Annotated in this window: 25 protein-coding genes and 2 tRNA genes; 3 read left to right on the top strand and 24 right to left on the bottom strand. The window is 29.5% G+C overall.

From position 1 onward, the window contains the following. Window positions 1-78: 78 nt before the first annotated feature. The 18 genes from O3I44_RS01110 to O3I44_RS01030 all read right to left on the bottom strand — a co-directional run bounded on the left by O3I44_RS01110 (window position 79) and on the right by O3I44_RS01030 (window position 13,035). Window positions 79-399, bottom strand: coding sequence for a hypothetical protein (locus O3I44_RS01110; RefSeq protein ID WP_303717358.1), 321 nt, complete (start codon window positions 397-399; stop codon window positions 79-81). 196 nt (window positions 400-595) lie between these two features. After that, a complete protein-coding gene (fusA, locus tag O3I44_RS01105; RefSeq protein WP_303717357.1) occupies window positions 596-2,671 on the bottom strand; it encodes an elongation factor G in 2,076 nt (691 codons plus the stop codon). 9 nt (window positions 2,672-2,680) lie between these two features. Continuing rightward, window positions 2,681-3,151 carry a 30S ribosomal protein S7 gene (gene rpsG, locus O3I44_RS01100; protein WP_303717356.1) on the bottom strand — a complete coding sequence of 157 codons (471 nt, stop codon included), beginning with the start codon at window positions 3,149-3,151 and terminating at the stop codon, window positions 2,681-2,683. Continuing rightward, the gene (rpsL, locus tag O3I44_RS01095; RefSeq protein ID WP_303717355.1) at window positions 3,151-3,570 is read right to left on the bottom strand and encodes a 30S ribosomal protein S12; all 420 of its coding nucleotides are present in this window, start codon (window positions 3,568-3,570) and stop codon (window positions 3,151-3,153) included. The genes rpsG and rpsL overlap by 1 nt, the downstream gene beginning before the upstream one ends. 1,001 nt (window positions 3,571-4,571) lie before the next feature. Next, window positions 4,572-5,513 carry a Rho termination factor N-terminal domain-containing protein gene (locus O3I44_RS01090; protein ID WP_303717354.1) on the bottom strand — a complete coding sequence of 314 codons (942 nt, stop codon included), beginning with the start codon at window positions 5,511-5,513 and terminating at the stop codon, window positions 4,572-4,574. A gap of 202 nt (window positions 5,514-5,715) precedes the next feature. Then, window positions 5,716-6,108, bottom strand: coding sequence for a hypothetical protein (locus O3I44_RS01085; protein ID WP_303717353.1), 393 nt, complete (start codon window positions 6,106-6,108; stop codon window positions 5,716-5,718). 596 nt (window positions 6,109-6,704) lie between these two features. Next, entirely contained in the window at window positions 6,705-6,923 is a 219-nt protein-coding gene (locus O3I44_RS03640) for a UPF0236 family transposase-like protein (RefSeq protein WP_373317546.1), read from the bottom strand. Window positions 6,924-7,189: 266 nt separating this feature from the next. After that, the gene (gene rplA / locus O3I44_RS01080; protein WP_303717352.1) at window positions 7,190-7,885 is read right to left on the bottom strand and encodes a 50S ribosomal protein L1; all 696 of its coding nucleotides are present in this window, start codon (window positions 7,883-7,885) and stop codon (window positions 7,190-7,192) included. After that, a complete protein-coding gene (gene rplK / locus O3I44_RS01075; RefSeq protein ID WP_303717351.1) occupies window positions 7,885-8,502 on the bottom strand; it encodes a 50S ribosomal protein L11 in 618 nt (205 codons plus the stop codon). Before rplK ends, rplA begins: the two co-directional genes overlap by 1 nt. Before the next feature lie 131 nt (window positions 8,503-8,633). After that, window positions 8,634-8,708: transfer RNA gene (locus O3I44_RS01070), tRNA-Gln, on the bottom strand. Window positions 8,709-8,714: 6 nt separating this feature from the next. Beyond that, window positions 8,715-8,798: transfer RNA gene (locus O3I44_RS01065), tRNA-Tyr, on the bottom strand. A 45-nt stretch (window positions 8,799-8,843) separates the two neighbouring features. Continuing rightward, window positions 8,844-9,416 carry a transcription termination/antitermination protein NusG gene (nusG, locus tag O3I44_RS01060; protein ID WP_303717350.1) on the bottom strand — a complete coding sequence of 191 codons (573 nt, stop codon included), beginning with the start codon at window positions 9,414-9,416 and terminating at the stop codon, window positions 8,844-8,846. Then, entirely contained in the window at window positions 9,409-9,591 is a 183-nt protein-coding gene (gene secE, locus O3I44_RS01055; RefSeq protein WP_303717349.1) for a preprotein translocase subunit SecE, read from the bottom strand. Before secE ends, nusG begins: the two co-directional genes overlap by 8 nt. Next, a complete protein-coding gene (gene rpmG, locus O3I44_RS01050; RefSeq protein WP_303717348.1) occupies window positions 9,591-9,734 on the bottom strand; it encodes a 50S ribosomal protein L33 in 144 nt (47 codons plus the stop codon). The genes secE and rpmG overlap by 1 nt, the downstream gene beginning before the upstream one ends. A gap of 21 nt (window positions 9,735-9,755) precedes the next feature. Continuing rightward, complete coding sequence (locus tag O3I44_RS01045) at window positions 9,756-10,259, bottom strand: hypothetical protein (RefSeq protein ID WP_303717347.1); 504 nt, start codon at window positions 10,257-10,259, stop codon at window positions 9,756-9,758. Then, entirely contained in the window at window positions 10,252-10,932 is a 681-nt protein-coding gene (rlmB, locus tag O3I44_RS01040; protein ID WP_303717346.1) for a 23S rRNA (guanosine(2251)-2'-O)-methyltransferase RlmB, read from the bottom strand. The genes O3I44_RS01045 and rlmB overlap by 8 nt, the downstream gene beginning before the upstream one ends. A gap of 20 nt (window positions 10,933-10,952) precedes the next feature. Further along, the gene (cysS, locus tag O3I44_RS01035; protein ID WP_303717345.1) at window positions 10,953-12,161 is read right to left on the bottom strand and encodes a cysteine--tRNA ligase; all 1,209 of its coding nucleotides are present in this window, start codon (window positions 12,159-12,161) and stop codon (window positions 10,953-10,955) included. A gap of 22 nt (window positions 12,162-12,183) precedes the next feature. Continuing rightward, window positions 12,184-13,035: an ECF transporter S component gene (locus O3I44_RS01030; protein WP_303717344.1), complete on the bottom strand. Its 852-nt coding sequence runs from the start codon at window positions 13,033-13,035 to the stop codon at window positions 12,184-12,186. Window positions 13,036-13,586: 551 nt separating this feature from the next. Between O3I44_RS01030 and O3I44_RS01025 the strand changes: the two genes are divergently transcribed. The 3 genes from O3I44_RS01025 (at window position 13,587) to msrA (ending at window position 17,937) form a co-directional block, all read left to right on the top strand. Next, complete coding sequence (locus O3I44_RS01025; protein WP_303717343.1) at window positions 13,587-14,222, top strand: MATE family efflux transporter; 636 nt, start codon at window positions 13,587-13,589, stop codon at window positions 14,220-14,222. Window positions 14,223-14,310: 88 nt separating this feature from the next. After that, window positions 14,311-17,352 carry a DEAD/DEAH box helicase gene (locus O3I44_RS01020; RefSeq protein WP_303717342.1) on the top strand — a complete coding sequence of 1,014 codons (3,042 nt, stop codon included), beginning with the start codon at window positions 14,311-14,313 and terminating at the stop codon, window positions 17,350-17,352. An 87-nt stretch (window positions 17,353-17,439) separates the two neighbouring features. Further along, entirely contained in the window at window positions 17,440-17,937 is a 498-nt protein-coding gene (gene msrA / locus O3I44_RS01015) for a peptide-methionine (S)-S-oxide reductase MsrA (protein ID WP_303717341.1), read from the top strand. Between the two features lie 34 nt (window positions 17,938-17,971). Here the strand turns inward: msrA and O3I44_RS01010 are convergent, their stop codons facing one another. The 6 genes from O3I44_RS01010 to O3I44_RS00985 form a co-directional block, all read right to left on the bottom strand. Continuing rightward, window positions 17,972-18,403 (bottom strand): 23S rRNA (pseudouridine(1915)-N(3))-methyltransferase RlmH, encoded by a 432-nt coding sequence (locus O3I44_RS01010; protein WP_303717340.1) that lies wholly within the window; start codon window positions 18,401-18,403, stop codon window positions 17,972-17,974. After that, window positions 18,393-20,219, bottom strand: a complete 1,827-nt coding sequence (mnmG, locus tag O3I44_RS01005) for a tRNA uridine-5-carboxymethylaminomethyl(34) synthesis enzyme MnmG (protein WP_303717339.1) — start codon at window positions 20,217-20,219, stop codon at window positions 18,393-18,395. The genes O3I44_RS01010 and mnmG overlap by 11 nt, the downstream gene beginning before the upstream one ends. A gap of 60 nt (window positions 20,220-20,279) precedes the next feature. After that, window positions 20,280-22,085: an ABC transporter ATP-binding protein gene (locus O3I44_RS01000; protein ID WP_303717338.1), complete on the bottom strand. Its 1,806-nt coding sequence runs from the start codon at window positions 22,083-22,085 to the stop codon at window positions 20,280-20,282. Next, complete coding sequence (locus O3I44_RS00995; protein WP_303717337.1) at window positions 22,085-23,017, bottom strand: carbohydrate ABC transporter permease; 933 nt, start codon at window positions 23,015-23,017, stop codon at window positions 22,085-22,087. The genes O3I44_RS01000 and O3I44_RS00995 overlap by 1 nt, the downstream gene beginning before the upstream one ends. A 46-nt stretch (window positions 23,018-23,063) precedes the next feature. After that, window positions 23,064-23,993 carry a carbohydrate ABC transporter permease gene (locus O3I44_RS00990; RefSeq protein WP_303717336.1) on the bottom strand — a complete coding sequence of 310 codons (930 nt, stop codon included), beginning with the start codon at window positions 23,991-23,993 and terminating at the stop codon, window positions 23,064-23,066. Window positions 23,994-24,543: 550 nt separating this feature from the next. Next, window positions 24,544-26,373: a hypothetical protein gene (locus O3I44_RS00985; protein ID WP_303717335.1), complete on the bottom strand. Its 1,830-nt coding sequence runs from the start codon at window positions 26,371-26,373 to the stop codon at window positions 24,544-24,546. Window positions 26,374-26,560 lie beyond the last annotated feature (187 nt).

Here is a 26,560-nt window from a genome sequence, read left to right as displayed (position 1 = left end):
TTCACTGATTTAAATTCCAATTTTACATATATATTCGCATGACACACTTACAACAAGCGGAGATTTATTAGTAACAATCTAGGTTCATAAAGCAGGGGTTCCTCGAAGTGTCCAACCAAAACCCATTACAATTAATGTGATATTTGGTGATGAGTTAACGGTTGCAAAATTTAAGGCAAAATTGTATATTGATATGATTCCAATTCCAACTATAGATTCTGCAAAGCACTTCTGATTAAAATTTGGTGTTGTTGGCATTGCAAAGGAAAAGGTCAACACCAAAATAGAAAGTGAAACCCTTGTTGTAGCTAATACGCCATTTGATAGCATTGCTGATTGTGTTGCATTAAATATCACTGGATCGTTCCTAAAACTCGTTATATCTATATATATTCTCATTCCAACATTAACAAAGATGGATACTTACAAGTAACTATTAATATTTCTTGTAATGGAGCAAAATCTACAAATGGAAAACGAATCATAGTTACATTAAAACTTCCAATCCACAAGATACAGATGGCACTTGACAAAAAATATTACATAAAAAAGCATATAAAAAAATCTGGATTAAAATCCCAGATTTTTATTTTCATTAAGTACTTATTTTTCTAATAATTTCTTCTGTAACAAATTTGGGCGCCTTTTGGTAATGATCAAATTGCATTTGATATGTACCGCGACCAGAAGTCATTGATCTAAGATCGGTTGAATAACCAAACATTTCAGACAAAGGAACATCAGCTTTAATAACTTGAGCTCCATCAGTTCTAACTTCATTTTCTTTAACTTGGCCTCTTCTTCTTGATACATCACCCATCACATCTCCAAAGTAATCTTGAGGAACAACAATGGATACATCCATAATTGGTTCAAGTAATACCACTCCAAGTTCTTCTTTACCTTTTGTTAGCGCTTTAGAAGCGGCTATCTTATAAGCCATTTCAGAAGAATCGACATCATGGTAAGAACCATCATATAGAGTTGCCTTAACATCCATTAATGGATATCCTGCTAGTACTCCAATTTCCATTTTTTCTTTTAAACCTTGTTGAATTGGTTTAATATATTCCTTAGGAATTTTACCACCAACAATTTTATCAACAAACTCAAAACCTTCTCCAGGATTTGGTTCAAATTCAATTCAAACATGCCCATATTGACCTTTACCACCAGATTGTTTAATATGTTTTCCTTCAACCTTAGCAGCTTTAGTAATAGTTTCACGATATGAAACTTGGGGTGCGCCAACATTAGCTTCAACACCAAATTCTCTTTTCAAACGATCGACAATAATTTCTAGGTGTAGTTCTCCCATACCGGCAATAATAGTTTGACCAGTTTCATCATCAGAGTAAGTTTTAAAAGTGGGATCTTCAGCAGCAAGTTTTTGCAAACCAATAGATAGTTTTTCGGTTGATGCTTTTGAATTTGGCTCCAGCGCAAGAGTAATAACTGGTTCTGGAAAATTCATTTTTTCAAGAACAATTCTTTGCCCTTTTTCAGTAATTAGTGTATCACCAGTTGTTGTTCCTTTAAGACCAACAGCTGCAGCAATATCTCCGGTAGTTACTTCATCAATTTCTTCTCTAGAATTAGCATGCATAGCCAAAATCCGACCAATTCTTTCTTTTCTTTCTTTTGTAGAGTTATAAACATATGAACCTTTTTTAAGGACTCCGGAGTAAACTCTAAAGAAAGTTAATGATCCTACAAATGGGTCATTCATGATTTTAAAAGCAAGAGCTGAAAACTCTTCATCATCAGATGGTCTTCTGACTATTTCATTTCCGTCATCATCATGGCCAGTCATTGGTGGTACATCAAGTGGTGATGGTAAATAATCTACAACTGCATCTAATAAGGCTTTAACACCTTTATTTTTAAAAGCAGTTCCACAAACGGCTGGGAAAAATTCAGATGAGATAGTTGCTATACGAATAGCTGCTTTCAATTGCGGTTCAGTTGGTTCATTACCATCTAGCACAATCATCATTAGCTCTTCATCAAAATTAGCAACTTCTTCGATTAATTCATGTCTTTTAATTTGACAAATCTCCAATAAGTCTGCTGGAATGTCTTTAATTATTGTTGTTTCATCAGCATCACCGTCTATATAGTGTGCTTTCATTGTCACCAAATCAATATGACCTTCATATTCAGTTTCTTGTCCGATGTTTCAGTGAATAGGAACAGCATTTCCTCCAAGTCTTTCTTTAACTGATTTAACAGCTTCCATAAAGTTAGCACCTGCTTTATCCATTTTATTGACAAAGACCATTCTTGGAACTTTGTAGTTAGTCGCTTGTCTTCAAACTGTTTCAGTTTGAGGCTCAACTCCTGATTGTGCATCAAGTACAGCAACCGCTCCATCAAGTACTCGTAATGAACGTTCAACTTCAACTGTAAAATCAACGTGTCCAGGAGTATCAATGATATTGATTCTCTTTTTATTTCAGATGGCCGTTGTGGCAGCTGAGGTAATTGTAATACCTCTTTCTTTTTCTTGCTCCATTCAATCCATTTGTGATTCACCAGTGTGAGTTTCACCAATTTTATGGACTTTGCCAGTATGGTATAAAATACGCTCTGTTGTTGTTGTTTTACCAGCATCAATGTGAGCCATAATGCCTATGTTTCTATAATCTTTTAGTTCAAATTTTCTAGCCATAAGTATCTCCTATCACCTGTAGTGAGCAAATGCTTTATTTGCCTCAGCCATTTTATGTGTATCTTCTTTTTTCTTCACTGATGTTCCAGTATTGTTAGCAGCATCAATAATTTCATTCGCTAATCTTTCATCCATTGTATGTTCTGATCTCAGTCTAGCATAATTCACTAGTCATCTTAATGATAGTGTTCCTTTTCTTCTTTCAGAAACTTCAATGGGAACTTGATAATTAGCTCCACCAATTCTTCTTGTTTTTACTTCTAATTTAGGAGTGATGTTTTTGATGGCATCATCAAATACTTCAATTGGTTTTTTATTAGTTTTCTTTTCAATGATTGAAAATGCAGAATAAATAATTCTTTCAGCAGTAGATTTTTTACCATCAAACATAATTGCATTGATAAGTTTAGTAACTACTTTTGATTGGAATCTTGGATCAGGCAAAACTTGTCTAATTGGTGCTTGATTTCTTCTTGCCATTATTTACCTGCCTTTGGTTTTTTAGTTCCATACTTAGATCTAGATTGATTTCTTCCATCAACTCCAGCTGTATCTTGAGTACCTCTAACGATTGTATATCTAACTCCGGGTAAATCTTTAACTCTTCCACCACGAATTAGCACAACGGAGTGCTCTTGAAGATTATGTCCTTCTCCGGGGATATAAGCCGTTACTTCCATTCCGTTTGATAATTTAACCCTTGCATATTTACGTAAAGCTGAGTTAGGCTTTTTAGGAGTCATTGTAGCAACCCTTGTACATACACCACGCTTAAAAGGCGATGGATTTTTAATTGGACGTTTATTAAGTGAATTATAACCTTGCATCAAAGCGGGTCTTTTGGTTTTTTTAACTTTTTTAGTACGTCCTTTATTAACTAGTTGGTTAATTGTAGGCATTGTTCCTCTTTCTTTATTTATTTTATTATTTAATATTTTAATTATTAGCTATTGAATAGCATAAAAAATTATACAACAACATAGCCTAGTGTGTCGGTTTTATTTTTAAAATAATTTTAGTTACATATTTAAAACAATAGTCTCTTGTGAACAACCATAATCTGAATCTTTCCATAAACTTATTATTATTACTGGAAGTTGATATTCAGCCGGATTTTACTACCTTCAACACTAATCATTATTTGTATTTACTAAAATGAGACTTTAAAAGATCATGTTGGTTTTAATATTACATGTTTGTATATTTCTTTAGCTACGGAATAACAAATGTAATTAAGTCATGCTAATGCTTTGTTTGTTTATAATTTTATATTTGTAAGCGATATTCAATTTTAATTCTCATAAATACAGATAAAATGATTGTCCAAACATTGCTAAATAATCCATGTTTTATGATTATAATCATTTTAGACTTGCTTATATCGGGAATTTTCTTAATACATAGAAAGTTGTACAAAAGCAAGTAACTTAAATCTTGCCGTTGTAATCATGATCATTATAAATATTTGTTCGAATATTTTTAGTATGAATCTAGATAAGTTTCATCAAAATTCATTGATTATCTTTAATTTAAAATTATTTGCTTTTTTATGGATTGGTTGTGATCAAGAAAAACTTCAAGATAATAATAAATGGATGTCAAGGATTACAAAATAATTAAAAGAACGGAAAAATAAATAGTTATAAAAAAATCTAAGATTTAGCTTAGATTTAACCTGTTTTTTTTCATTCAATGTAATATAATAAATTATATGCGTCTTGGATTGCAAGAAACGCAACCACCACCGCCAACAATATAAAAATAAATATCAGCAAAACTATTATAGTTACTTTGTAGTACGTATTTCATTTTTTATCCCGTCTAATGATAAGTTTTTTAAAGCGGCTATTTCTTCATTTGTATCTTTTTTATCTGTCATTATTCTCCTCTTTTTTTTCCTTTAATCTGATGATGTCACTCTCATAATGTTATCAATTAACTCTTTTTTAGTCATCTTAGACAAACCGGAAATTGATAATTTTTTAGCTACTTCTTTTAAGTCTTCCACCTTCATTTCTAATAAGTCTTTGCGCTCTTGTGACATTTTTTCAATCACAGTTTCTTTAGGAGCACCCTGCATTGGAGCGGCCACATTACCATTGAAAGATGCAGCGCCATCAGTTCTTCCAGAATTAGTTGGACCAAATGGAGCATTATTTGTGTTCATGCCCTGATTATTTTGCATGTTTCTAAACATATTCATTTGTGCCTGATATTGTGGATCATTTTTAAGCTGTTCTACCCTTTCAGAGATGGCAAATACCCTTTTAATTTTGCTAACTTTAATAGATGCGCCAAAGTAAACTCCGATAATTAAAAAATTGTTAATAAAGGCAAAGACACCACCGCGGATATTTATATCCAACATTGATGCTCTTGCATTTCTGCTTCACATCATTTGAAATAAATTGAATGCGGCAAGAAGCGTTCCGATTCCAATTACCATTGTTGATCATCCAGATAATTTAGCGAATGATTTTTCATTATAAGATTGGATTGTAGTAATAATAAATAATATAATTCCTATGCCAATGAATGCAACCTTAATTGATGGCAACATTAAGAATTGCTCTCTTCAAGTTTGATCAACAAAACTCGGAATTTTATCTAGTTTATATGTTCCATTATCCTTAAAATTTTGTTCAAGGGAACTTTTTATAGATGTTTCTGATAATAAATTCATAATCATGGAAGTACACATTAAAGCAAAAATAATTAAAATACCAATACCAAAAATTAGTATCCATTGCCTATATTCAGATTTCTCTTTTTTTCACAGTTCTTTAACTGATGGAACATTGGGCAGTTGACCACCTTGTGCAAACATTTGTGGATTAATCATGATCACCTCTTTCAAATAAATTATATATCAATTTAAAAAAAATAAACATTTCTGTCTATCTTGTGGGCAAAATTATTTAGTAGGAATTTTTGTTTTTAAACATTTTAGAGAAATTATGCTTAATCCTCTAAATAAGTTTAATTCAAAAAGTCTTTATCAAACAATGATAAATTTATTTTAACATTTTAATGACTATCTTGAACTAATAAACAAGGTTTTTCAATATACTTGCAATACCAACTGAGTCCGTTTCTGCAGCAGGAATTTTATAAGATGGTTTGAGTTGCTTTGTATGTAACACAATATCAGAATGAGATTCATATATTTCAGAAAAGTTAACTCCTCCCTCTTCCAGATCAGTCGTTATTTCTCATTGATTATATCTTGCAACATTTAGCATAATCACCTTATGTCCAACCTCTTTAGAGAATGCTCTCCCGTGTTTCATTGTTTTGGCAATTTGTGTTGCTTGAACACCTTCAATTGCATTTGTAAGTTGATCCCTGAAACATCTCTGATATGAATCAAGAAATTTTTTTCATCTTGCCCATATTCTCATTTTGGATTTTTGTAAATCAAACTTCTCCAGTTTCATGATTAATGTTTAATTTATCATTATTATTAAAGATAAAATATATTTATTTACTTCCTTCATTGTTTTGTGTTGAATTATATTTCAGTTGATCTTAATTCTTTTACCTACCAAGTTTTGTACAAATTGGGTATAGTGATATTGATCTATTTCTCTTCTGGCGTTAAGTTGATCTGCTACTCTGGTTATTCAAGTAGCCCCATCTCCAACAATAACTATTTTTTTACATCACCATAAACATACTTGATGTATTTATCAAATATTATGACTATATCCTCTGTTTTTACCCCTTTTTTAAAGTGAACAAGTTTTATTAACTAACATCTTGCGAATCCTTTTTTTGATTTTTCTTGGCTTTGATCTTTTCTTAGTTTTGTTAATTCATCTATATTGTTGGTATGGTGTTTGTATACATGACAGCAAATTTATTTTCGTATTTGCTGGCCTTATTTTCTAGAAGATAGATATCATCCACATTGATAGTTAATGTGCTTACTTTTGTTGTCAACTTCACTGGCTTGAAATAAAATTCCTATTGCTTCATTATTTTAGTAATTTGATATGAACTGATTTTTTCTTTCAATATTTTGACAAGTGCCTTAATAAGAAGTTACTGAATTTACAGCTTTAGTAAAAAAATGATAAAAACATTTTTGGATATATGTTCATGGCTCAAGCCCAATAAACTTATCAAATAGAATCACGCATCTTTTGGTAGCTCGATCTAAATATATTCTTCTTTCAATAATGATGTTTTCAAAGAGAGTGAAAATTGTTCTTTTTCTTTTCCCCTTGACATAATATAGATTTGTATTTATAGTTCCATGAAACTATTCTTCTTGCTTAGCAAATTTCTCTTCGGTCGTTCTTAAACCACTTCTTTTGTGATCTTGCCATTGGAAGAAAATTTCTTTTTTCAAAATTGTTTTTCTTTTTATTTAAAATAAAAGTTTCCTTTCTTGGCTTAGTTACCATTATTTTAAAGGACTATCCCTTCATTGGGATATTTTTTTTCAAAAACAAAAAATCCTCACCAAAATGAAGACTTTTTTCTGTTATTCCTACTAAATTCTTATGCGTACGTCTATCTTTCAATAAGTATTTTTATTGAAGGCCCCATTGTAGTAGAAATGGAGAATGTTTTTAAATAATTACCTTTGATACTGTTGGGTTTAAGTTTCATGATTGTTTCAAAAATTACATTTGCATTTTCAAGTAATTTTTTGTCATCCATTGAAACTTTACCAATAATCGTATGAATAATGCCGTTCTTTTCAGTTCTGTAATTAGCCTTACCTTTTTTGATTTCTTTAATCGCTTTAGCTAAATTAGGTGTAACTGTTCCTGTTTTTGGATTGGGCATTAATCCCTTGGGACCAAGTGCTTTTCCGAATCTACCAAGGGTTGGCATCATTTTTGGATCAGTTACAATTAAATCAAAATCAAATTTTTCTGATTTTAAGATTTCTGTTAATCCAATTGTTCCAACAACAATATCAGCTCCAGCAGTTTTGGCACTTTTTTGAGCTTCTGCATCCTCTGTTGCAGCAAGTACTTTAACACTTTTACCAGTACCATTAGGTAATGAAACAGAACCTCTTAATTGTTGATCAGCTTGTTTTGTGTCAAGATTTAACTTGAAGGCAATATCTAATGTTGCATCAAATTTAACAAATGATGTTTTCTTAGCGAGGGTAATAGCTTCATCTAATTTATAAAATTTTTCTTCATTGACTAATTTTTTAACTACTTCTAGATTTTTAGAAAGTTTTATTGCCATTATTTACCACTTTCATCTGATTTTTCATTGCCTTCATCATCAACTGGAGCTTCTTTTTGACTAGTAGTTTCAACTTCAGCTGAAGCATCTTTATTTTCAAGAGTAGCTTCGGCAGCAGCATCAAGGGCAGCTTCAGCAATAGCAGCAGCAACATTAGATGCAGTTGCAGCAGCGGCTTTAGCCTTTTCTTCAGCAATATTATCAATTCCTTCTATTAATATTCCCATATTTTTAGCTGTTCCAGCAACTTGTTTCATTGCTTGTTCAATGTCATCAGTATTCATGTCAACTATTTTATATTCAGCAATTTCTTGTAACTGTTGTTTTTTAATAGTTGCAACTTTAGTTGTTTTTGAATTATCTGATCCTTTTTTAATTCCAGCAGCCTCTTTCAATTTATATGAACTTGGTGCTGTATAAGTTTTAAATGTAAATGATCTATCATTATAAACTGTAATAGATACAGGAACAGGTTCTGAACTTCTATCTCTTGTTGCGTCATTAAATTGTTTGGTAAATTCAGGCATCACAATTCCTAATCCAGCTAATTCTGGTCCTGGTTTTGCTTGTCCTGCATTAAATTGTAATTTAGCAATACGTGTAATTATCTTAGCCACGAGCAATTTCCTTTCATTCTCTGTGTAGTCCTAACGGCCTTAGCCTCCTACATGCCTAGAGTACACTTTATGTACCAAAGAATTTTAACATATTTAAAATAAAAATAAAAAAAACACCCCTAAAGGTGATATGGCTGCCCCTGCTGGATTCGAACCAACGCATGTCGATACCAAAAACCGATGCCTTACCGCTTGGCTAAGGGGCAATAATATGGTGGGGGGAGAGGGATTCGAACCCCCGAACCAGAAGGAAGTGGGTTACAGCCACCCGCATTTGACCGCTTTGCTATCCCCCCACATTAAAACACTAAAAATTAGTGCTTAATTATTATATACAAAAATTATTTTACTTTCAGATATTTATGTTCAATTTCTGTAGCAGTTTTTCTTTCAAAAAGAATTAATTCCACAACAGAAACTCCACGATCATCATTTGTTTCAATAACAGGACCTGATTGACCTTTTGTAGGACCATCAACGACTTCTACAATTGTTCCCACAAGAAAAGGTGATTTAATTTTTCCTTCATCAAAATCATTTCTTGCTTTTTCAACAGCCTTTTCCATTCTTCTAATTTCTAAGTTTGAAACAGGTGTTGGTTTAGCTCTATGACCTGATGATCCAACTAGGCCAGTGACATATTGAGTATTACGCACAATAAATCATGCTTCATTTGTCATATCCATTTTAAGAAATATATAACCCGGGAAAAGATTTTTTTCTCTAACTTTAAATTCTTCCCCATGGTTTTTCTTATCAAATTCTTTAGGCGATAAATGTGGAACAAGCATAATCTTGAAATCATCAATCACAAATTCTTTAAGATCCTCAGCCACAATTCTGTTTTTTAAAGATTCAATAACTTTTTCTTCTTTTCCAGAAATAGTTGTAACCATATATCATTTTTTATCCATTTAAACCAACTCCTCATGTGCTTCATAATGTCGTAAAACCAATTGCTACCCCAAATAAAATTAATGAGGAAATTATCATAAAAATCAATGTAATGACGTATGTTCTATTGGCATCATTTGCAGTTGGCCATCTTACTCTTTTGATTTCTTTAACTATTTTTTTTAATCAATTCATTATTTTTCTTCCTTGTGCAATGTTTTAGTGGCACATTTTTTACAAAATTTTTGCTTTTCCAACCTCGGCCCATTGGACTTGGTTTCAAAGTAATTTTTTTGCTTACAAATTGTGCATGCTAATGCAAACTTTTTTTTTGACATGAACTAATTATATACAATTAATTATTCAATTTGTTTACCCATTTTATTTTTTAATGATATTCTCGCTCTCCTTAAAGCAGCATAACTTACGCCGCATTCCTTTGATATTTTACGGATGCTAATACCATCAAGAATATTATTTTTGTAAACAAAAATCTCTAAGTTATTCAGAACTGATAAATCAAATTGGTTTTCTTTTATTTCAACTCCAACATCAGATAATGGTAAATAAATGTCTTCAAGAGATATAGCTTGATTAAGAATCTTGAATTTATTTGTGGAATAAAATCTGCATTTATTTAATGTAAAATACTTTGCTTGAAGAGCTAGGTATGATGCCTCATTAACCCCTTTTGAAGAATCGTATTTGGCATTAATTTCTTCAACATAATACAGAAATTCATAATAAACATCCTCTCAGTCAATAGGCACACCATTAAACTTGCTTAAATTTTGCCTAATTACTTTTCTAAATAAAAATTTATATTTAGCGTCTATTTCTTTCATAAATAATTGTTTATTCATTTCTTGTTTTAAATATTATGACACCGGCAGCAACAGAAACATTCAATGATTGAACAGTACCACTCATTTTAATAAAAATGTTTTGATCAGACATCTTCAACAGTGGTTTTGAAACTCCACTACCCTCATTGCCAAAAATAAGTGCAAGAGGATAATTGAATGATATTTGATCGATGTTTAAACCATTTTCTATTGCGGTGCCATATATTCAAAAACCTCCTTTTTTTAATTTTGTCACGATTGAACTTATTGAAGACACTTTAATTATTTTCATACTGACAATACCGCCTGAAGCTATTTTTAAAACAGTATCCGTAACTGAAACTGCCCGATCTTTGGGAATAATAATGTGTTTAATCCCAAAAACATTTGCTGTTCGTATGATAGCTCCAAAATTGTGTGGGTCTTGAATGTGATCAAGAATAATAACTCTTGCCGGTTTATCGTTCATAAGCTCATCAAATGAGTAATAATGAATGTCTGCAATTTCTGCAATATAACCTTGATGATTTAGGTTTGTCATCATGTCCAATTCTTTTTTAGACTTGATAATAACTTCGATGCTACTATCAACTTTAATCCCTAATGAATTAGATATATAAATCTTCCTTATCGGCAATTGTCCTTTTATTGCATCCAACAATGAGTTTTTTCCACATATTAATTTTCCCACTATAAACCACCTTTTTATTATTAAATTATTTTATTTTTAATTAATTTTGTTCTAACCTTATCAGCCATATCGAAATTTTTATTTACCAATAAACATTTCCACTCATGGTAATCGTTTTTATCATTTTCAGAAATTTTGTTGTTAGTGAAGCTAAATCCTAGTAATTTTATTATTTCATAAACATCTTTAGCTGATTCGGGACTGGGATTATTATTAAAAAATTTAATAATTTGATAGACATTTTTAAGAGCCTTGGAAAATTTCCATTGCGAAATATGAATAGCTATTTCTTTAATTTTTTCACTTGCTAATGGTGCCATGCCAACAAGTTGAGCTTTATTAAATACTTTATGAAAGCTATCAATTTTATTTTTTGCTTGCTCAATTTCTGTTTGTTTTAAATTAACTGGTGCAGTTATAGATGAGGTTAAGTATAAAAATCTTAATGTATCAGCTCCAAATTCCTGAGCAAATTCTTTTGAACCAAATACATTTCCTAGAGATTTTGACATTTTAGCATCATCCATCATTACATGACCAATATGCTTTCATTCTTTAGTAATAGGCTTATTATGCAGTGCGATGAACTGAATATTCTCGTTTTCATGATGCGGAAATAGTAAGTCAATACCACCACCATGAAGATCACTTCCCTGGTTCCTGGTATACTTTTCAATGAAATAGGCACATTCAGTGTGCCATCCTGGTCTACCTTTGCCTCAAGGAGAATTAAATTGCACACCCATGTCAGTGCTTTTTCATAAGGCGAAATCTTCATCATTGCGTTTTTCGGAAGATGATGATGACCTGATGGTCTCTAAACTCCTATTGGAAAGTTTTCCATAACCATTTTGACTATTAACATCAAAATAAACATTGCTATTAACGATGTAAGCACTCTTAGTTTTAATGAGCCTAGAAATTAAATTAACGATCCCTTCAATATTTGTTGTTACCTTAGGCATTTCATTTGGTTCAATAATATTATATGTCTTTAGTTCTTCTAAATATAGATTAGCATATTTTTCAGAAATTTCTATTTCTGTAACCCCCAGTGAGCTTGCCTTGGTAATTATATTATCATCAATATCTGTGATGTTATGAATAAAAATCACTTTCTTATCTAAGTAACGAAGTGACCTTATAAAGATATCAAATGTTAATATTGGTTTTAAATTACCAATATGTACTTCTGAATAAACCGTTGGTCCACATAAATATATGTTCATACAAATATTATAAACATAAAAATTATTTATTTCAACCGTTATTAGTTTTATTGTAAATAAGAGGTGAAAGAATTCTAAATGCGACAGAGATAATAATAATATTACCCCACATCTTTAACGGTGACATCAACAAGTGGGGGGTCATTGTTGTTATTAATGATGCATTTTGCAAGGTAGATCTTTGATCACCAAGTCCAAGAAGCGGAGTATTAATGAGTTCCAAAATGACCGTAAGTACCACAATGGGTAATAAGGCATTAAATGTTTTTGCTTTTAAAATAAATCTCACAATAATTAACCCAACAAAGATGGTAGCAACACCAATTAAAGTTAAAGCCATAAATACATACTTACTTGTAATAAGTTTTTGCAAAGCAAATGTTTCTTCTGGTGTCATATATATGAAAGTAAATAAGGTAAAGAAAACTGTTGCAAGAACAAATAGAGTCACGATAAAATTAGCAATCGAATATTGTTCAATAACATTTTCATTATTTTCTCTTGCAATTCTATCACGTTTTCTTTTAGACCTATTCATCATAAATCCGACCATGCCAGGTACAAAACCGGCCGCTATTCAGGCAATAGTATAGTAGTAATGATAATAGGTTGGGACAAACATAAAAGATATTAAATCAGATAGAAGGCCTGTTAATCCACCTACAATTGGTCCAAAAATATATCCAGTTAATTTGATTGGTAGACCACCAATTGCTAATTTAAATTGTGGTAATGCAGTTAAGGGGATTATCGCCACAAAAACTAACACAAATGCCACGGATGTTGCAATCAAGATTGATATAAAAGCCATTTTTTTATTAGTTCAACTTCTCTCTAATTTGTGTTTACTAAAAAATGCTTTAATTTTTTCCATAGTCTTATTATATATTGAAATGGAAACAAAAAAATCAACATAAAGTTATTAATAATCAACAAAATTAACATAAATTATTAATAATTGAACCTTTATATTCTGATATTTAATTCTTTAGTAATTTTATAAAGATATCGTTTATTTAAGGTCTACTCATAATGATTTGTATGTTTAATAATGTTTTGGTCATAATGATGTCAGTTGATTTTGCATGAAGCAACCTTTTTTAAATTAATACAATAAACTCCAATTAAATTTATTTTCTAAGTAATAAAGTTTAATTGGCACTACCTAAAAAGGACTTTATATGAATCAAACACATAAAACAGCACAAGATAAATTGTTTTTGAAAAGTAATTTATGAAAAACTATTTTCAAAATGTCTATTCCTACTATTGTGATGATGATATTTTTGGTCTATATACTTTTTCAAATGCAATCCTTTCTGTTAAGTTTGTTAATGATTCTTATACATCAACAAACCCTATGTTTAATGAGCAAATGGGGTAAGAACATTTATGGAATAATTTGGTCCTATTAATGCCTTGCTAATGGGTCTTGTGTTATTATTTGCGGCATGAGTTACCATTAGGTTCTCCATTAACTTAGGAACCAATAAAGAAAAGAAAGCTATTAATACCATGAGAACTGGTATGCTTACTTCAATCGTTATGATACCAATCTTAATGCTAGTCTCAAAAACATGAATGAGTTCAATGTTTACTGATAGTCATAATGCCAAAATAGTTTCTGAACAAGCTTATAGGTATGATTGACGGATGATTATATGATCACCATTTATGGTCTTTAATCAAATCATAGTTGGTTTATTTAGAGCTAAAACTAGAAATAAAGAAATATTACTTGCGATGCCTATACCCATTTTTATTAATTTAGGTCTTGATATCTTATTAATGGGTTCAGTGGGAATGGATATTCAAAGGGGCACAATAACCACTACCATATTGTGATATACATCTTTTGAGCTATGTATCTTACAATTAAGAACATCTAGTTCATTAAGTATCATTAACAATGACATTCTTTTTATTGAAAAGAATGTCAAACAGAGTTATGACACTAGAGGACAAAATATGATGTGGCAAGATATTATTAAAAATCCTTTAAAAACAAAATCTATTTATAAAAAACATAATGGCGCTTTTAAAGTTGCTAATCAAAAGTAGAATCATCTGATGATATAAATACTAAATCACTAATAAGTAGAAACAGCTAACTTTTAAAGTATATTACTATTTAGTGTAAAATTATTATATGAAATCATATGAATTTTTATTTGATGATACTTTAAAAAAAACAAAAGAAAACTTTGTATTTTGAGTAAATAAGAAAAAAAACTATATTGAATTAACAGAATCAGAAATATTTTTATTTTTTTTCCAAGAAACAATGAAGTTATTCAATAAAAAACACGATTTCAGTAATGATAATCATAAACTTAATTATCTTAAAATAGGATTTAAAAGTATTGAAAATGAGGAAAATAATGAATTGTGAAATATAGTTAGAGAACATTGAAAAAAGAGAAACAAGGCAACCCTTGAAGAAGACATAAAAGCAAAGGGCAGAAGGAAAGATCACTTGCTTGATTATTATTGAAACATAAACACCATGTTGAATTTGAAAAAACAAGAAAATAAAGGAAATGGATCCAATTTTCAGCAAAATTTTCTGGATAATCATCTTCAAAGTTCTTTTGTTGATAAAAATAATGAAGTAATTAATTTATTATTTAAAAAAAATAATAAAAAAAGTAATAAATATTTAAATTCCGATAATTTAAAAACTTTTGTTTATTCTAATGAAACATCAGGAAATCCATTAAACATTGAACAACTCATAGCACTAAATTTATCACATAAAAGAAAAATTTTAAATATAAAAGGTCCTCCTGGAACAGGAAAAACAACTCTTATAAAAGATTTATTGGCTTCTTTGTATTTGAATAAGAAAAGAGTTTTTGTGGCAAGTTCAAACAATGAAGCAGTTGATAACATATTGAATTCATTAAATAAAGATGATATCCTCAAAAACATGCCTACTATAAGATTGGGCAATAATGATATACTTAATGAATTGTTTAAAGAAAAGTTTTGCAAATCAATTGTTGAAAAAGAAGAATATGAGAGCGTTGTTAAGAAAAATTTAATTGATGTGTCTTCAAAAATTAGCAGTCTTCAAGAAGCAAATTTTAATCATACCGTTAAAAAAAATTCATTATCATTTTTTAATGATTTCGTTGGATTATCAGAAGAATTCAATGAAATTAATAACAAAAAAGACCCTAGAAATGAAGCGTTGAATTTATACTTAAAAACAAAGGAATTAAGAGATTTAATTTTAAAAATGACTAAAACAAATAAACATCACTGATTTTTTATAGTTAATATATTGAAAAAAAAGAAAAAAAGAAAACTTCTTAATCAAATAAGGGTCTATAAAATAAACCCTTTTCAATTTCACTATAACGATGGAAAAGAAATTGTTGCACTTGAAAAATTAAAAATTATTATTTCTCATTTGGATACAATTTTAGGATATTATAATTCTGAAAATGACAAAAAAATTACTGAAATTTTTCAAGATATAATAAACACTTCAAAAATAACACAAAACCATGTTAAAAAATACAATAATGAATTCCTGAGAAAGAGAAATAAAGTATTACCAAAAATCGTATCTTATATGAATAATTTAAATACCAAAAATACTTCTGGAGCAAATATATTAAAAAAAGTTTTTAATGAACGAAAATGTAATAATACTTCTCTTTCGGATTTATTTCCTATTGTATTCACAACAACATTATCTATAACCTCTTTTGTCAACCAAAAAGAAAAAATTGATTATTTAATCGTGGATGAGGCAGCTCAAACAAGCATACATTCTATTTTTGGTATATCTCAATATTTTAAAAATATAATTTTATTAGGAGACACAGAACAATTGGAGGCTGTTGTTCCTTTGGATGAAAAAAAAGAAGAAGAAATTTTCCAAAAAACACAAATACCTTTGTTGTATCGAAATGTTAAAAATTCTGTTCCAAACATAATAGAAAATGGATTACCTAAAAATGCAACAATAATGCTTAAAGATCATTGAAGATGTGTTCCGTGGATTGCAAATTTTTTCAACAGATATTATAATTATGAATTAAAAATAATGCGAGCTGATAATAATCAAAATAAAAATAAAAATAAAAATAAAAATAAAAATATGTTGTTAGATATATATGAAGGTGATTTTTCTGAATATATCAATGTTATTGAAAAGAAATATGATTCATTAATCAAAATGAAAGATCAAAAAATTGCACTAATGAGCCCTTACAGGAGTATTGATAAAGTAAAAACACTTATATCAAAAACTGGAACAACACATAAATTCCAAGGATATGAAAATGACACGATTATTTATTATATTGAAAATAAATTTCTTAATAAGAATAATATTAATAAGTTTTTAAATAACCCCCGATTATTGAATGTGGCTGTATCAAGGGCTAAAAATAGATTCCATTTAGTCATTGGTAGTAAAACACTTGAAAGCCTTAAAAATATAGAAAATAAAAGTGCTAATGAATTAAATTCTTTGATTGATTATATTAAATCAGTTAATAATGTAAATAATTCATCAGATATATTGAATTCTCAAATAAGTTCATGATCTAATAAACCGAAAATAAGAAATTTTTTAGAAGAACAAAATTCATTTTTTGAAAAAATTAATAAAAAGTTATTCGATATTGCAGTCAATAATGGTCTATTTATATCATTCGGTGTTAGAGATATTGATGTAGATAATGAAATAAAAGATATTAAATATTCAAAAGAAATATTTGATATTATTATTTTTGATGATAAAGGAACCATACATATGGTAATTAACAATGATGAAATTATATATTCATCAAATAATTTCTTATCTTATGAAAAACTTTCATTTACAAATTTAAAATATAATCCTTTGATTAACAAAGTCAAAAAAATTATGTCTAAAAGAGAATTATTTTGGTGAAAAAAAATAGCAGAAAAACTAAAAGCAAAAAAAATTATATTACCATGTGTAAGTATGAAAAAAATACTAAATATAGATTATTTTTCTTCCTATAAAATGCATTTTGATTTTATTTTTTGCGATTATTATTTGGAGAATGATCATTATTATTTTGAATATGAATTTATATTAGAATTGGATGATGCAACTCACTTATCACCACTTGCTATTAAGAGAGATAAATTAAAAAATAATATTTGCATTAATAACAAAATAAATCTCTTAAGATTTAAAATTTAACTATACATTTTTAAATGCTTATAGATGTTCAAAATAATCATAAAATTAAATGGAGAAGGTTATTTCCCAAAGGTATATAATAAATTTATGAAAATAATATATATTGGTGCCGGGTGTTTTTGAGGTGTAGAGAAATACTATAGCAAAATAAAAGGTGTGGCCAATACTGAAGTTGGTTATGCTAATGGCCCTGTTGATAAAGCCACTTACGAAGAGGTTTGCAATGCTCTTGGACATTCAGAAGTTGCAAGGGTGGAGTTTGATGAAAAAATATTATCTATTCAAGATCTTTTTGATTCTTATATAAGAATCATTGATCCTTATTCATTAAATAAACAAGGCAATGATATTGGAATTCAATATTGTGTTGGTCTTTATTCTAGTGATAATAATTTACTTAACTCATTAAAAGAATGTCTTAAGACATGAGAAAAGAATAACGATGAAAGTGTAATTGAAATAACGTCAATTAAAAATTATGTTACCGCTGAAGAAAATCACCAAGAATATCTTGATAAAAATAAATCGGGTTATTGTCACATTAATTTAAATAACATTCCCAATTATCTAAAAAATAGACTATAAAACACCCTATTAAAATGGGTATTTTTTACAATCTTTATTTGTGGTACTTGCTACCATTTTTAATTGATAAGCCGCGGAATATTTGCTCAACAAGCATAACTCTAAACATTTGATGAGGGAGTGTCATTTTTGAAAAGGCTATTTTTGTTTTAAATTGATTTTCATCAACACCATAAGATCCACCAATAATAAATGTCATATTATCCTCATTAAGAAATTCACTGAATTCCTTGGAAGTATATTGTGGCCCTGCCAAAGAACACAAAAAGACTTTAGAAGCTTTTGGGATGTGGTCAATAATTTCATTGGTTTCCTTGCAAATTTGGACAGCTGTATTTTTATGATTGATTTCCTTGAGTTCAATAACATTTAGATTAGCATAAAAATTAATTTTTTTCATGTAATCATTGAATTGCACTTTTAAATTATTTTGTAATTTACCAACTGCAATGATATTAATCTTCATTATTTTTGTGCCTTATGTTCATGTGAAACATTAACATTTGGATATCAGCAGGATTAATACCAGATATTCTTGAAGCTTGCCCGATTGTAATAGGTTTAATAACCAATAGTTTTTGAATAGCCTCTGTTGCTAGGTTTTGCACTTGATTATAATTAATATCTTCAGGAATCTTAAGACTCTCGAGACGTATCATTTTCTTTGCCGTTGTTTTCTGTTTTTTAATATAACCATGTAATCTGATTCTTACTCACACTTCATACATATATTCAAAATCAGAAACATCATGATAATCAACTTCTGGACGAGCCACAACTTGGAATAACGAAGGACCATTAGTAATATTATATTTAATAGCTAAAGGCGTTTTAGAAGAAAGGTGTTCTTTTTGAAACTCCTCAATTTTTTCATTGATAAGTCTGTATTTTTTAATAACTCCTTCGTAAAATGATTTATCAAGCAATCCAACTTTGTAACCAATTTCGCTTAACCTATCATCAGCATTTTCATTTCTAAGTAGCAATCTATACTCTGCTCTAGATGTTAAAACTCGATATGGTTCATTTGTGCCTTTGGTTGTTAAATCATCTATCATAACACCAATATATGATTGGTCTCTTCTTAAGATAATTGCTTCTTTACCTTCAAGTTTTAGTCCAGCATTAATCCCAGCAATAATTCCCTGACCTGCTGCTTCTTCATATCCTGAAGTTCCATTAATTTGTCCAGCCATAAATAACCCTTCAATATTTTTTAATTCAAGTGATGGTTTTAATTGCATCGGATCAATGGCATCATATTCAATAGCATAAGCTCATTTAAGCACTTTGGCATTTTCCATCCCTGGAAGTGTTTTAATCATTTGTGCTTGAACAGCAATGGGCATTGATGTGGAAAAACCATTGACATAAATGACATCGCCTTTTGATGTTTCAGGTTCATAGAAAATTTGGTGTCTAGGTTTATCATGAAATCTTACAACCTTATCTTCAATAGAAGGACAATATCTAGGACCAACACCATTAATTGATCCAGAATACATAGATGACTCATTCATATGTTCTCTAATAATTTTGTGTGTATCTTCATTTGTATATGTCAAAAAACAATTAACTTGACTTTCCAATTTAATGTTTGTCCGGTTAGAGAATGAAAAATCGTTAACTTCCAAATCTTCTTCTTCTACTTTGGAAAAATCAATGGATTCAGTTAGAACTCGTGGTGGTGTCCCGGTTTTTAATCTTTGCAATGTTAAACCTAAATCTCTAAGCGATTGAGAAATATCTTTAGATGTCTCTTGGCCATCGGGTCCTGATGAGGTTTTGTTAGCACCTTCTAAAACATATGAATCCATATAAGTTCCTGTTGTTAAAATTAAAATATCTGAATGAATGATGTTGCCATTTGCTAATTTAATGCCAGTAACTTTATTATTTTTTGACATGATTGAATCAGCTCTTGATTCAATGATTGTAATATTTTTATGTTGTAACATTTCCTCAACAATAATTTCTGAATACTTATCTTTATCAATTTGTGTTCTCAAAGCCCTAACAGCTGGCCCTTTGGAAGCATTCAACATTTTGATTTGAATCATTGCCCGATCAGAAAAAACTCCTTGCATTCCGCCGAGGGCATCAACATCTCTTGTGATAATACCTTTTGCTGGTCCACCAAGTGATGGATTACAAGGCATCATCCCTATTTTGGCTTGATGAAGAGTAATAAGGACAACTTTATGTCCTTTATTAGCTAGAGCAAATACTGCCTCAACTCCAGCGTGTCCTCCACCCACAACAATTGCTTCATATGTATTCATGTGTGAATTATATCCCAAAGTAGAACAAAGATTATGATATAAAAATATAGTTAATAAATATTAAGATGCTTTTAATTGATCACCATAATCAATTTTTTCTTTTCTTGTTTTTAGAATTTCTCTTGAGGTGCTTGAATATAAACTTGTGATATAAAGTCCTAATAGCATTACTGATGAAACATGACCTTTTTCTTTTGTCATTAAATATATATTTTTCTTTCTTTCTTCTTCACCTTTTATCCAAACATCTCTTGCTCTATCATTTTCAGCATCAAAATTTTTCAATAAATTATATCCGGTTTTATTATCATATATATGAATTTTATTTGGGTTTATAACAAATTTTATTTTTTCTCCTCTTTTATGAGAATAAGCTACTGTAGATATTAACCTTATGATGCCAAGTGTTTTAGAATCAACAGTTAGCAGCACTTCATTTCCTAGAATCTCAATTTTTACTATTTCACCTTCAAATTTATTCATTTTAAAATTTCTAACAATTTGAGGATCTACAATAATATGTTCGGGTCTAATACCCGCTACAATTCTTGCATTATTTTTAATGTCGTTATTTTTGTGATTGAATTTTGTTATACTAATCTCACCTTTTTTATCACTTATAAAATTATTTGATGATTTATATTTGATATTTAAAATATTTATTTCCGTGTTTCCTATGAATTTAGCCACAAAAAGATTATTAGGATTTTCTAATAGTTGCAATGGGGTACCTACTTGCTGAATATAACCTTTATTCATAACAACTATTTTATCCGCCATAGACATTGCCTCAATCTGATCGTGAGTAACATAAATACTTGTTGAAGAAAGTTTTTCATGGATATCTCTTATTTCTGTTCTCATTTTTGATCTTAATTTAGAATCAAGATTTGATAAAGGTTCATCAAATAAAAATAAACCTGTTTTTTTTGAAATGGCTCTTGCTAATGCAACCCTTTGGCGCTGTCCTCCAGATAAATCTGCAGGTTTTCTTTTAAGGTACATATTTATCCCCAACATGCTTGTTACATCTTCAACTTTTTGAGGAATATATTTTTTTCAAATAACAGCTGATTCTAATTTTTTTGCAACTGCAATCATAATCGTCTTTCTATCGCTAGATGTTTTTGATTTTTTCAATTCTTTTATTTTTATTTTTAGCTGCCTTATCTTGTGTTTTTTTTCTAAATCATTTTTTCCCGCATCAATTTTTAATTTCATTGTTTTACATTGTTTGTCATACTTAGAAATTTCTTTTTGTGCATTATTAATCTTTGCTACTTTTAATAATCTTTGGGCCCTTTTAAATTCATCAATTAAATTAGAGTCAACGTTTCTCAATAGATTTAGTTCTATTTTTAAATTTGAAATTTCATTGTAATTTGAATTTTTTAATTCTTTAACTTTTTTTTTCAAATTTTTATAAACTTTATTTTTATACATTTTATTTTTTAGACCAAAAGATATGTTTCCGGCTACCGACATAAATGGATATAATGCATAATTTTGGAAAACCATTGCGATATCTCTATCTTTTGCTGCTACGGCGTTTACAATTGTATTATTAAATTTTATGTGACCATCGGAAACGGTTTCTAATCCTGCTATCATCCTTAATAAAGTCGATTTTCCACATCCAGATGGACCCAATAAAACAACAAACTCTCCCGGGCTAATCTCAAGATTTAAATCATCTATAGCTTTGATTCCGTTTTCGTATACCTTAGTAACTCCGTTGAATTTTATTGATTGTTTTTTTGATTCACTTATGTCATCTTTAAAAAAACTTTCATATTTCTTTTTTATTTCTTTTTTTGGATTCGCCTTATTATATTTATGAATTTGGTGTTTAATTAACTGTATCATTATTTATTTCCTCCCTTTATACCTCTTAGTTGAACTTTTAAAGAAATTAAGTATATGAGCATCATGGGTGCAAATGATATATTTGACATTGCCAACATTTGCCCATAACCCACTTCTTTATCTATCGCAGTTCTTGCAATGACTAATACACCTGAGTTTATAGTCATTTTATTCGGATCTCCAGTTGCAAAAAGCGTAAAAGTTAAATAATTATTTCATGAGCCCATAAAAACTAGTACTATTTGAGTAAAAAATAATGGAAGCATTTTTCTGATCGTTACCTTGAAGAATACTTGTATTCTGTTATAACCTTCTATTGAGCCAGCTTGTTCCAACTCATTAGTTTGAGTCATAAAGAATTGTCTTGCCATAAATGTAAGAACAATATTAGCCATTCCCGAGAATACAATCATTAATATGAAAAAATTGGGAGATATATTAATGTCTATTATTCCTATTTTTTGAAATATATAATATGTTGGTACAAAAGTCGCTTGTGAAGGAACCAATATTGAAACCATGAAATAACTCATGATAATTCTCTTTCCTTTTAGAGCTATTTGTGCCAATGCATAACCTCCCAATAAATTCAGCGTTGCATTTAAAAGTGAACTTGACAAAGAATAAATGATTGTATTTTGCATTCATGGGACAATATAATCAGAAGCTGCACCATTAAATAATGTCGTATAATTTTTAGTGGTTCACATTTTAGGTATGGGATTTAACCCGGTTATATTCAATAAATGAGGATCCTTAAAGGATGTAAATAGAGCTCAAAAAAATGGATACACAGAAATGAAAACATAACTGATTAAGATAGAATAAGCCCCTATTTTTGAAAATGTCAACTTTGAAACATTTATTCATTTTGCATTTTTTGCTTCAATTTGTACTCGTCTTTTAGATATTTCTTCTTTTGTATAAAACATGATCCTCCAATCTTTAGTTTTTAATTAATATTCAAAAGTCAAATTGTTAATTTGTTCTTTTTGACATTGGGAAAAATAAATTACCTATAAATGTTGCTAGAGCTATTAAAATAGCAGTCATGAATAAAACTGTTGTTCCCAAGCCTCAGTTAACTCTTGATGTGGCGGATGCCGGTATTATCCATTGGAAACCTTTGAATATAAGAGTTGCCATTTTTTCTTGATCTACACCAGTTGTTGCAGCAAACAAGTATGGACCATCAAAAACACCAAAACCGCCAATAATTCCCATAATTAAGGCGTATGAAATTATGGGCCCTATTGATGGCATTGATATGTTTAAGAATTTTTTTAATCCATTTGCCCCATCTAAATCTGCAGCTTCATATTGATCTTTATTTATTGTAGCAAAAGCTGTATTAAATGTAATTAAAGATCCAGCTACAGAACCTCAAATTGCAGAAATTATAACAACTCAAATTACCATATTGGGATTTGATATATAATCAATTGTAATAATTCCGCCTTTAGAAAACAATTGTTTGAAAATAAGTGTTGAAGCAATAGCTGATGTGACTTGTGGCAGAAAGAATATGGCTAAAAATGTTCTTTTGCCTTTAATTCAACTAGCATTTAAAATACCCGAAATTATTAGTGCCATAATTAAAATTATTGGCACAGAAACCACGGCATATAATAATGTGTTCATAAATGCATGTTTTAATCCTAAAGCAGGATTAAATATTTTTTTTCAATTATCAAAACCAACAAAATGAAGATTTCCAAGAGATACTCCATTTTGAAATGTTAATCAAAATGCTATCACTATAGTTGTAGAGGAAAATATTATAGCAACTACAAGTAGAGGAGAAAGAAATGATCAACCAGTAACTGTCTCTAAAATGATTTCTTTTTTTTGATATTTATTGTATTTTAATTTTGAATACAATTTTCTTTCAGATTTTATTACATCCATAATATCTCCTTTTTTAATTAATATTATTAAATATATTACATGTTTCGATGTGAAAATATTTTGTAAATATTTGTGTCTTGGACATTATATCAACAGGCGTGATACCCTTGTTTATAATTCCTGAAATACATGTGATAAAAAGTAATCCCCATCCAATAATCGGTATAGAATATATGGATGTTATAAAAATTCTGTTTATTAATTTACCTCTAGAAATTTCAACACCATCGTAACTTCCGATTACTAAATTAGTAAATAACATTCCAAATGTTCTATTTTTGAGCAATAAACATGAAGAAAATAAATAAATAAAAAAAATAAAATAGGTTATTAGGAACGAACTTATTAAACTTGCTTTAAATACAAATATTAACAGAGTTATAGCAATTATAAAAATTATTAGGTCAATTAAAAATGATAAGGACTTTCTCAAAAAATATAAAATTATTTGAGAATCAAATTTTCAAAATTCAATAATATATCCGTTTTTCCTAAATTTTATTTTTTTTCTATTCATAAATTTTATTATGCTTCTTTTCTAATTTATTAATTATGTTATTAATGAATTCAAGTATTTTTTATTATATATACCAATTGCATTTTCATAAGTTCTTAAAGTTGCTACTTCTAAATTATGTTCAGTGCCTGTAATCCAAAAATTAGAATACTGATCATAAATTGATGTGTCATCTGTTCCATTTAACATATTGGTTGCAAATGAATGTTTTGCCAATGTAAATGGCACATTTCTTATTCCATCAGCAATATGAGTTGTACCTGCATTATTCAACCCAACTTTTCTTGCTCCTTCAATTTGTACTTGAAGTTTTTGCGCGGGTTTTATAGTTGATTTAGCTTTATTACCTGTGATTTCAGCTGCGACTTTTTCTTGCATTAAGAAACGAAGGAATTTTTTTGCTAGTAACAATTTATCGTCGGTTAAATCTTTTCTAAGCGAATATCCATCAACCCCAGTTATTTGAATAGGTTGTCCAAATGAGGTAAGCAACTCATCAGCATTGTGGCCAGGGAATTTACTTTCAACTTTAGTCTTAATACCACCTCATTGCCATAGAGCTCCTCCGCCAATAAATAATGTGTTCAATTTAGCAAAACCAACTTGAGAATCATTACCATTTTGCTTAAACCCATTAATTATTGCATGTGAATTGTTATTTGCATATCCAATTGATTGTAATCAAGAAAGTGTTTGATACTGAGATATGTCATCTTTCATTATTGGGTTACTTGAAAAATCTCATTTCATTGAATCTTTTCCTTTGTTAAATACTTTGTTCTCATTTAAAGAATTATTTTCATCTAAATTTGTGTTAGCAGAATCTACTGCGTTTTGATCATCTTGAATTAATTTTTCTCCATAAGCAAGCATTCCTCAACTTGGAGCTATATCTACATATGCCCCTCCGGATAAAGAAGAAGTTCCACCAAGGATATTATCTGCTTCTTTTACCTTATCATATATTGTTTTAGAAATGGAAGCTAATCTTTGCCCATATCCTATTACCCCAGTCGCAATTATTTTTGACAAAGCACCATTCTGTCCAGGTCCACTATTTCCTAAAATGTCATGTGTATATGTACTAAAGGCATTATTAAACTTTAGATCTCCAATAGATGCTGCATTTGATAAAAATTCTTGAACATCCGGTATTGTATTCATTAATCTGTGATGACCTGGTTTATGAGAAAATAGAGGAGATGTTTCAAAATTTCCGTTATCAAAATCAGTGACTCTTTCAACATTTCCGTCATCTAAAGGAACATATCACTCCAATTTTGTCTCGCCATCATAAATATCAAAAAGTTGTCCATCAGGATCTCCATGGTCATTCTGTGTAGGAAGAGCTTTTCATGCATAAGATATTTTTGGACCATAAATTACCGCCAATCCATTGTAGCCCATTGCATCAGTTTTCATTGTATCCATCATTGCTGTTTCAAAAGTCTCATTTATATTACTAACATCAATATCTTTTTCCTGAAATGCAGCATCTTGACCAGTAATTCTGAAGGCTGCATTTGTAGCTATATCTTTGTAATCTATATGTTGGAACCAGTCTCTTTCAATTCCACTTTTTGCTCAGCCAGAATCGGCTATACTAATATCAGGCATTTGTCCGGATGGAGATCAAAGTGAATAATCATTATTTTGGTCCCTGACTCATTTAAACCCGACGGATTTTCCAGTTGCTTTTTTAAATTGTTCAGCAACTTTATTTCAAAGGGGTTGGTCTTCTGGTCTTATACCAATTGTTATATCGTTGTTGGACTTTGATCCACAAGAAATCGTAGATAGCAATGGTAATGCGATCATACCTGCCGTACCAATCGGTACTAAAATTTTTAAAGTTTTTTTCATATATGTAATACTCCTTAATTTCTTTATTGTGTGTGGTTCATTCCTAAGCTTAAACGTAAGAGTGAACATGTAATTTTATCTTTTAATATTATTACATCTTAAATTATAAAACTATTATGATTACTAAAAATAATCATGGAAAAAATTCCACAATCATTTTTCGTTATTGTTGTGCTAAATTTTATAA

The sequence above is a fragment of the Candidatus Mycoplasma mahonii genome (assembly GCF_030550815.1).
Taxonomy (GTDB): domain Bacteria; phylum Bacillota_I; class Bacilli_A; order Mycoplasmatales; family Metamycoplasmataceae; genus Mycoplasma_O; species Mycoplasma_O mahonii.
Note: the sequence above shows the minus strand (reverse complement) of the source record. Positions and strands in the feature narration are given on the sequence as shown.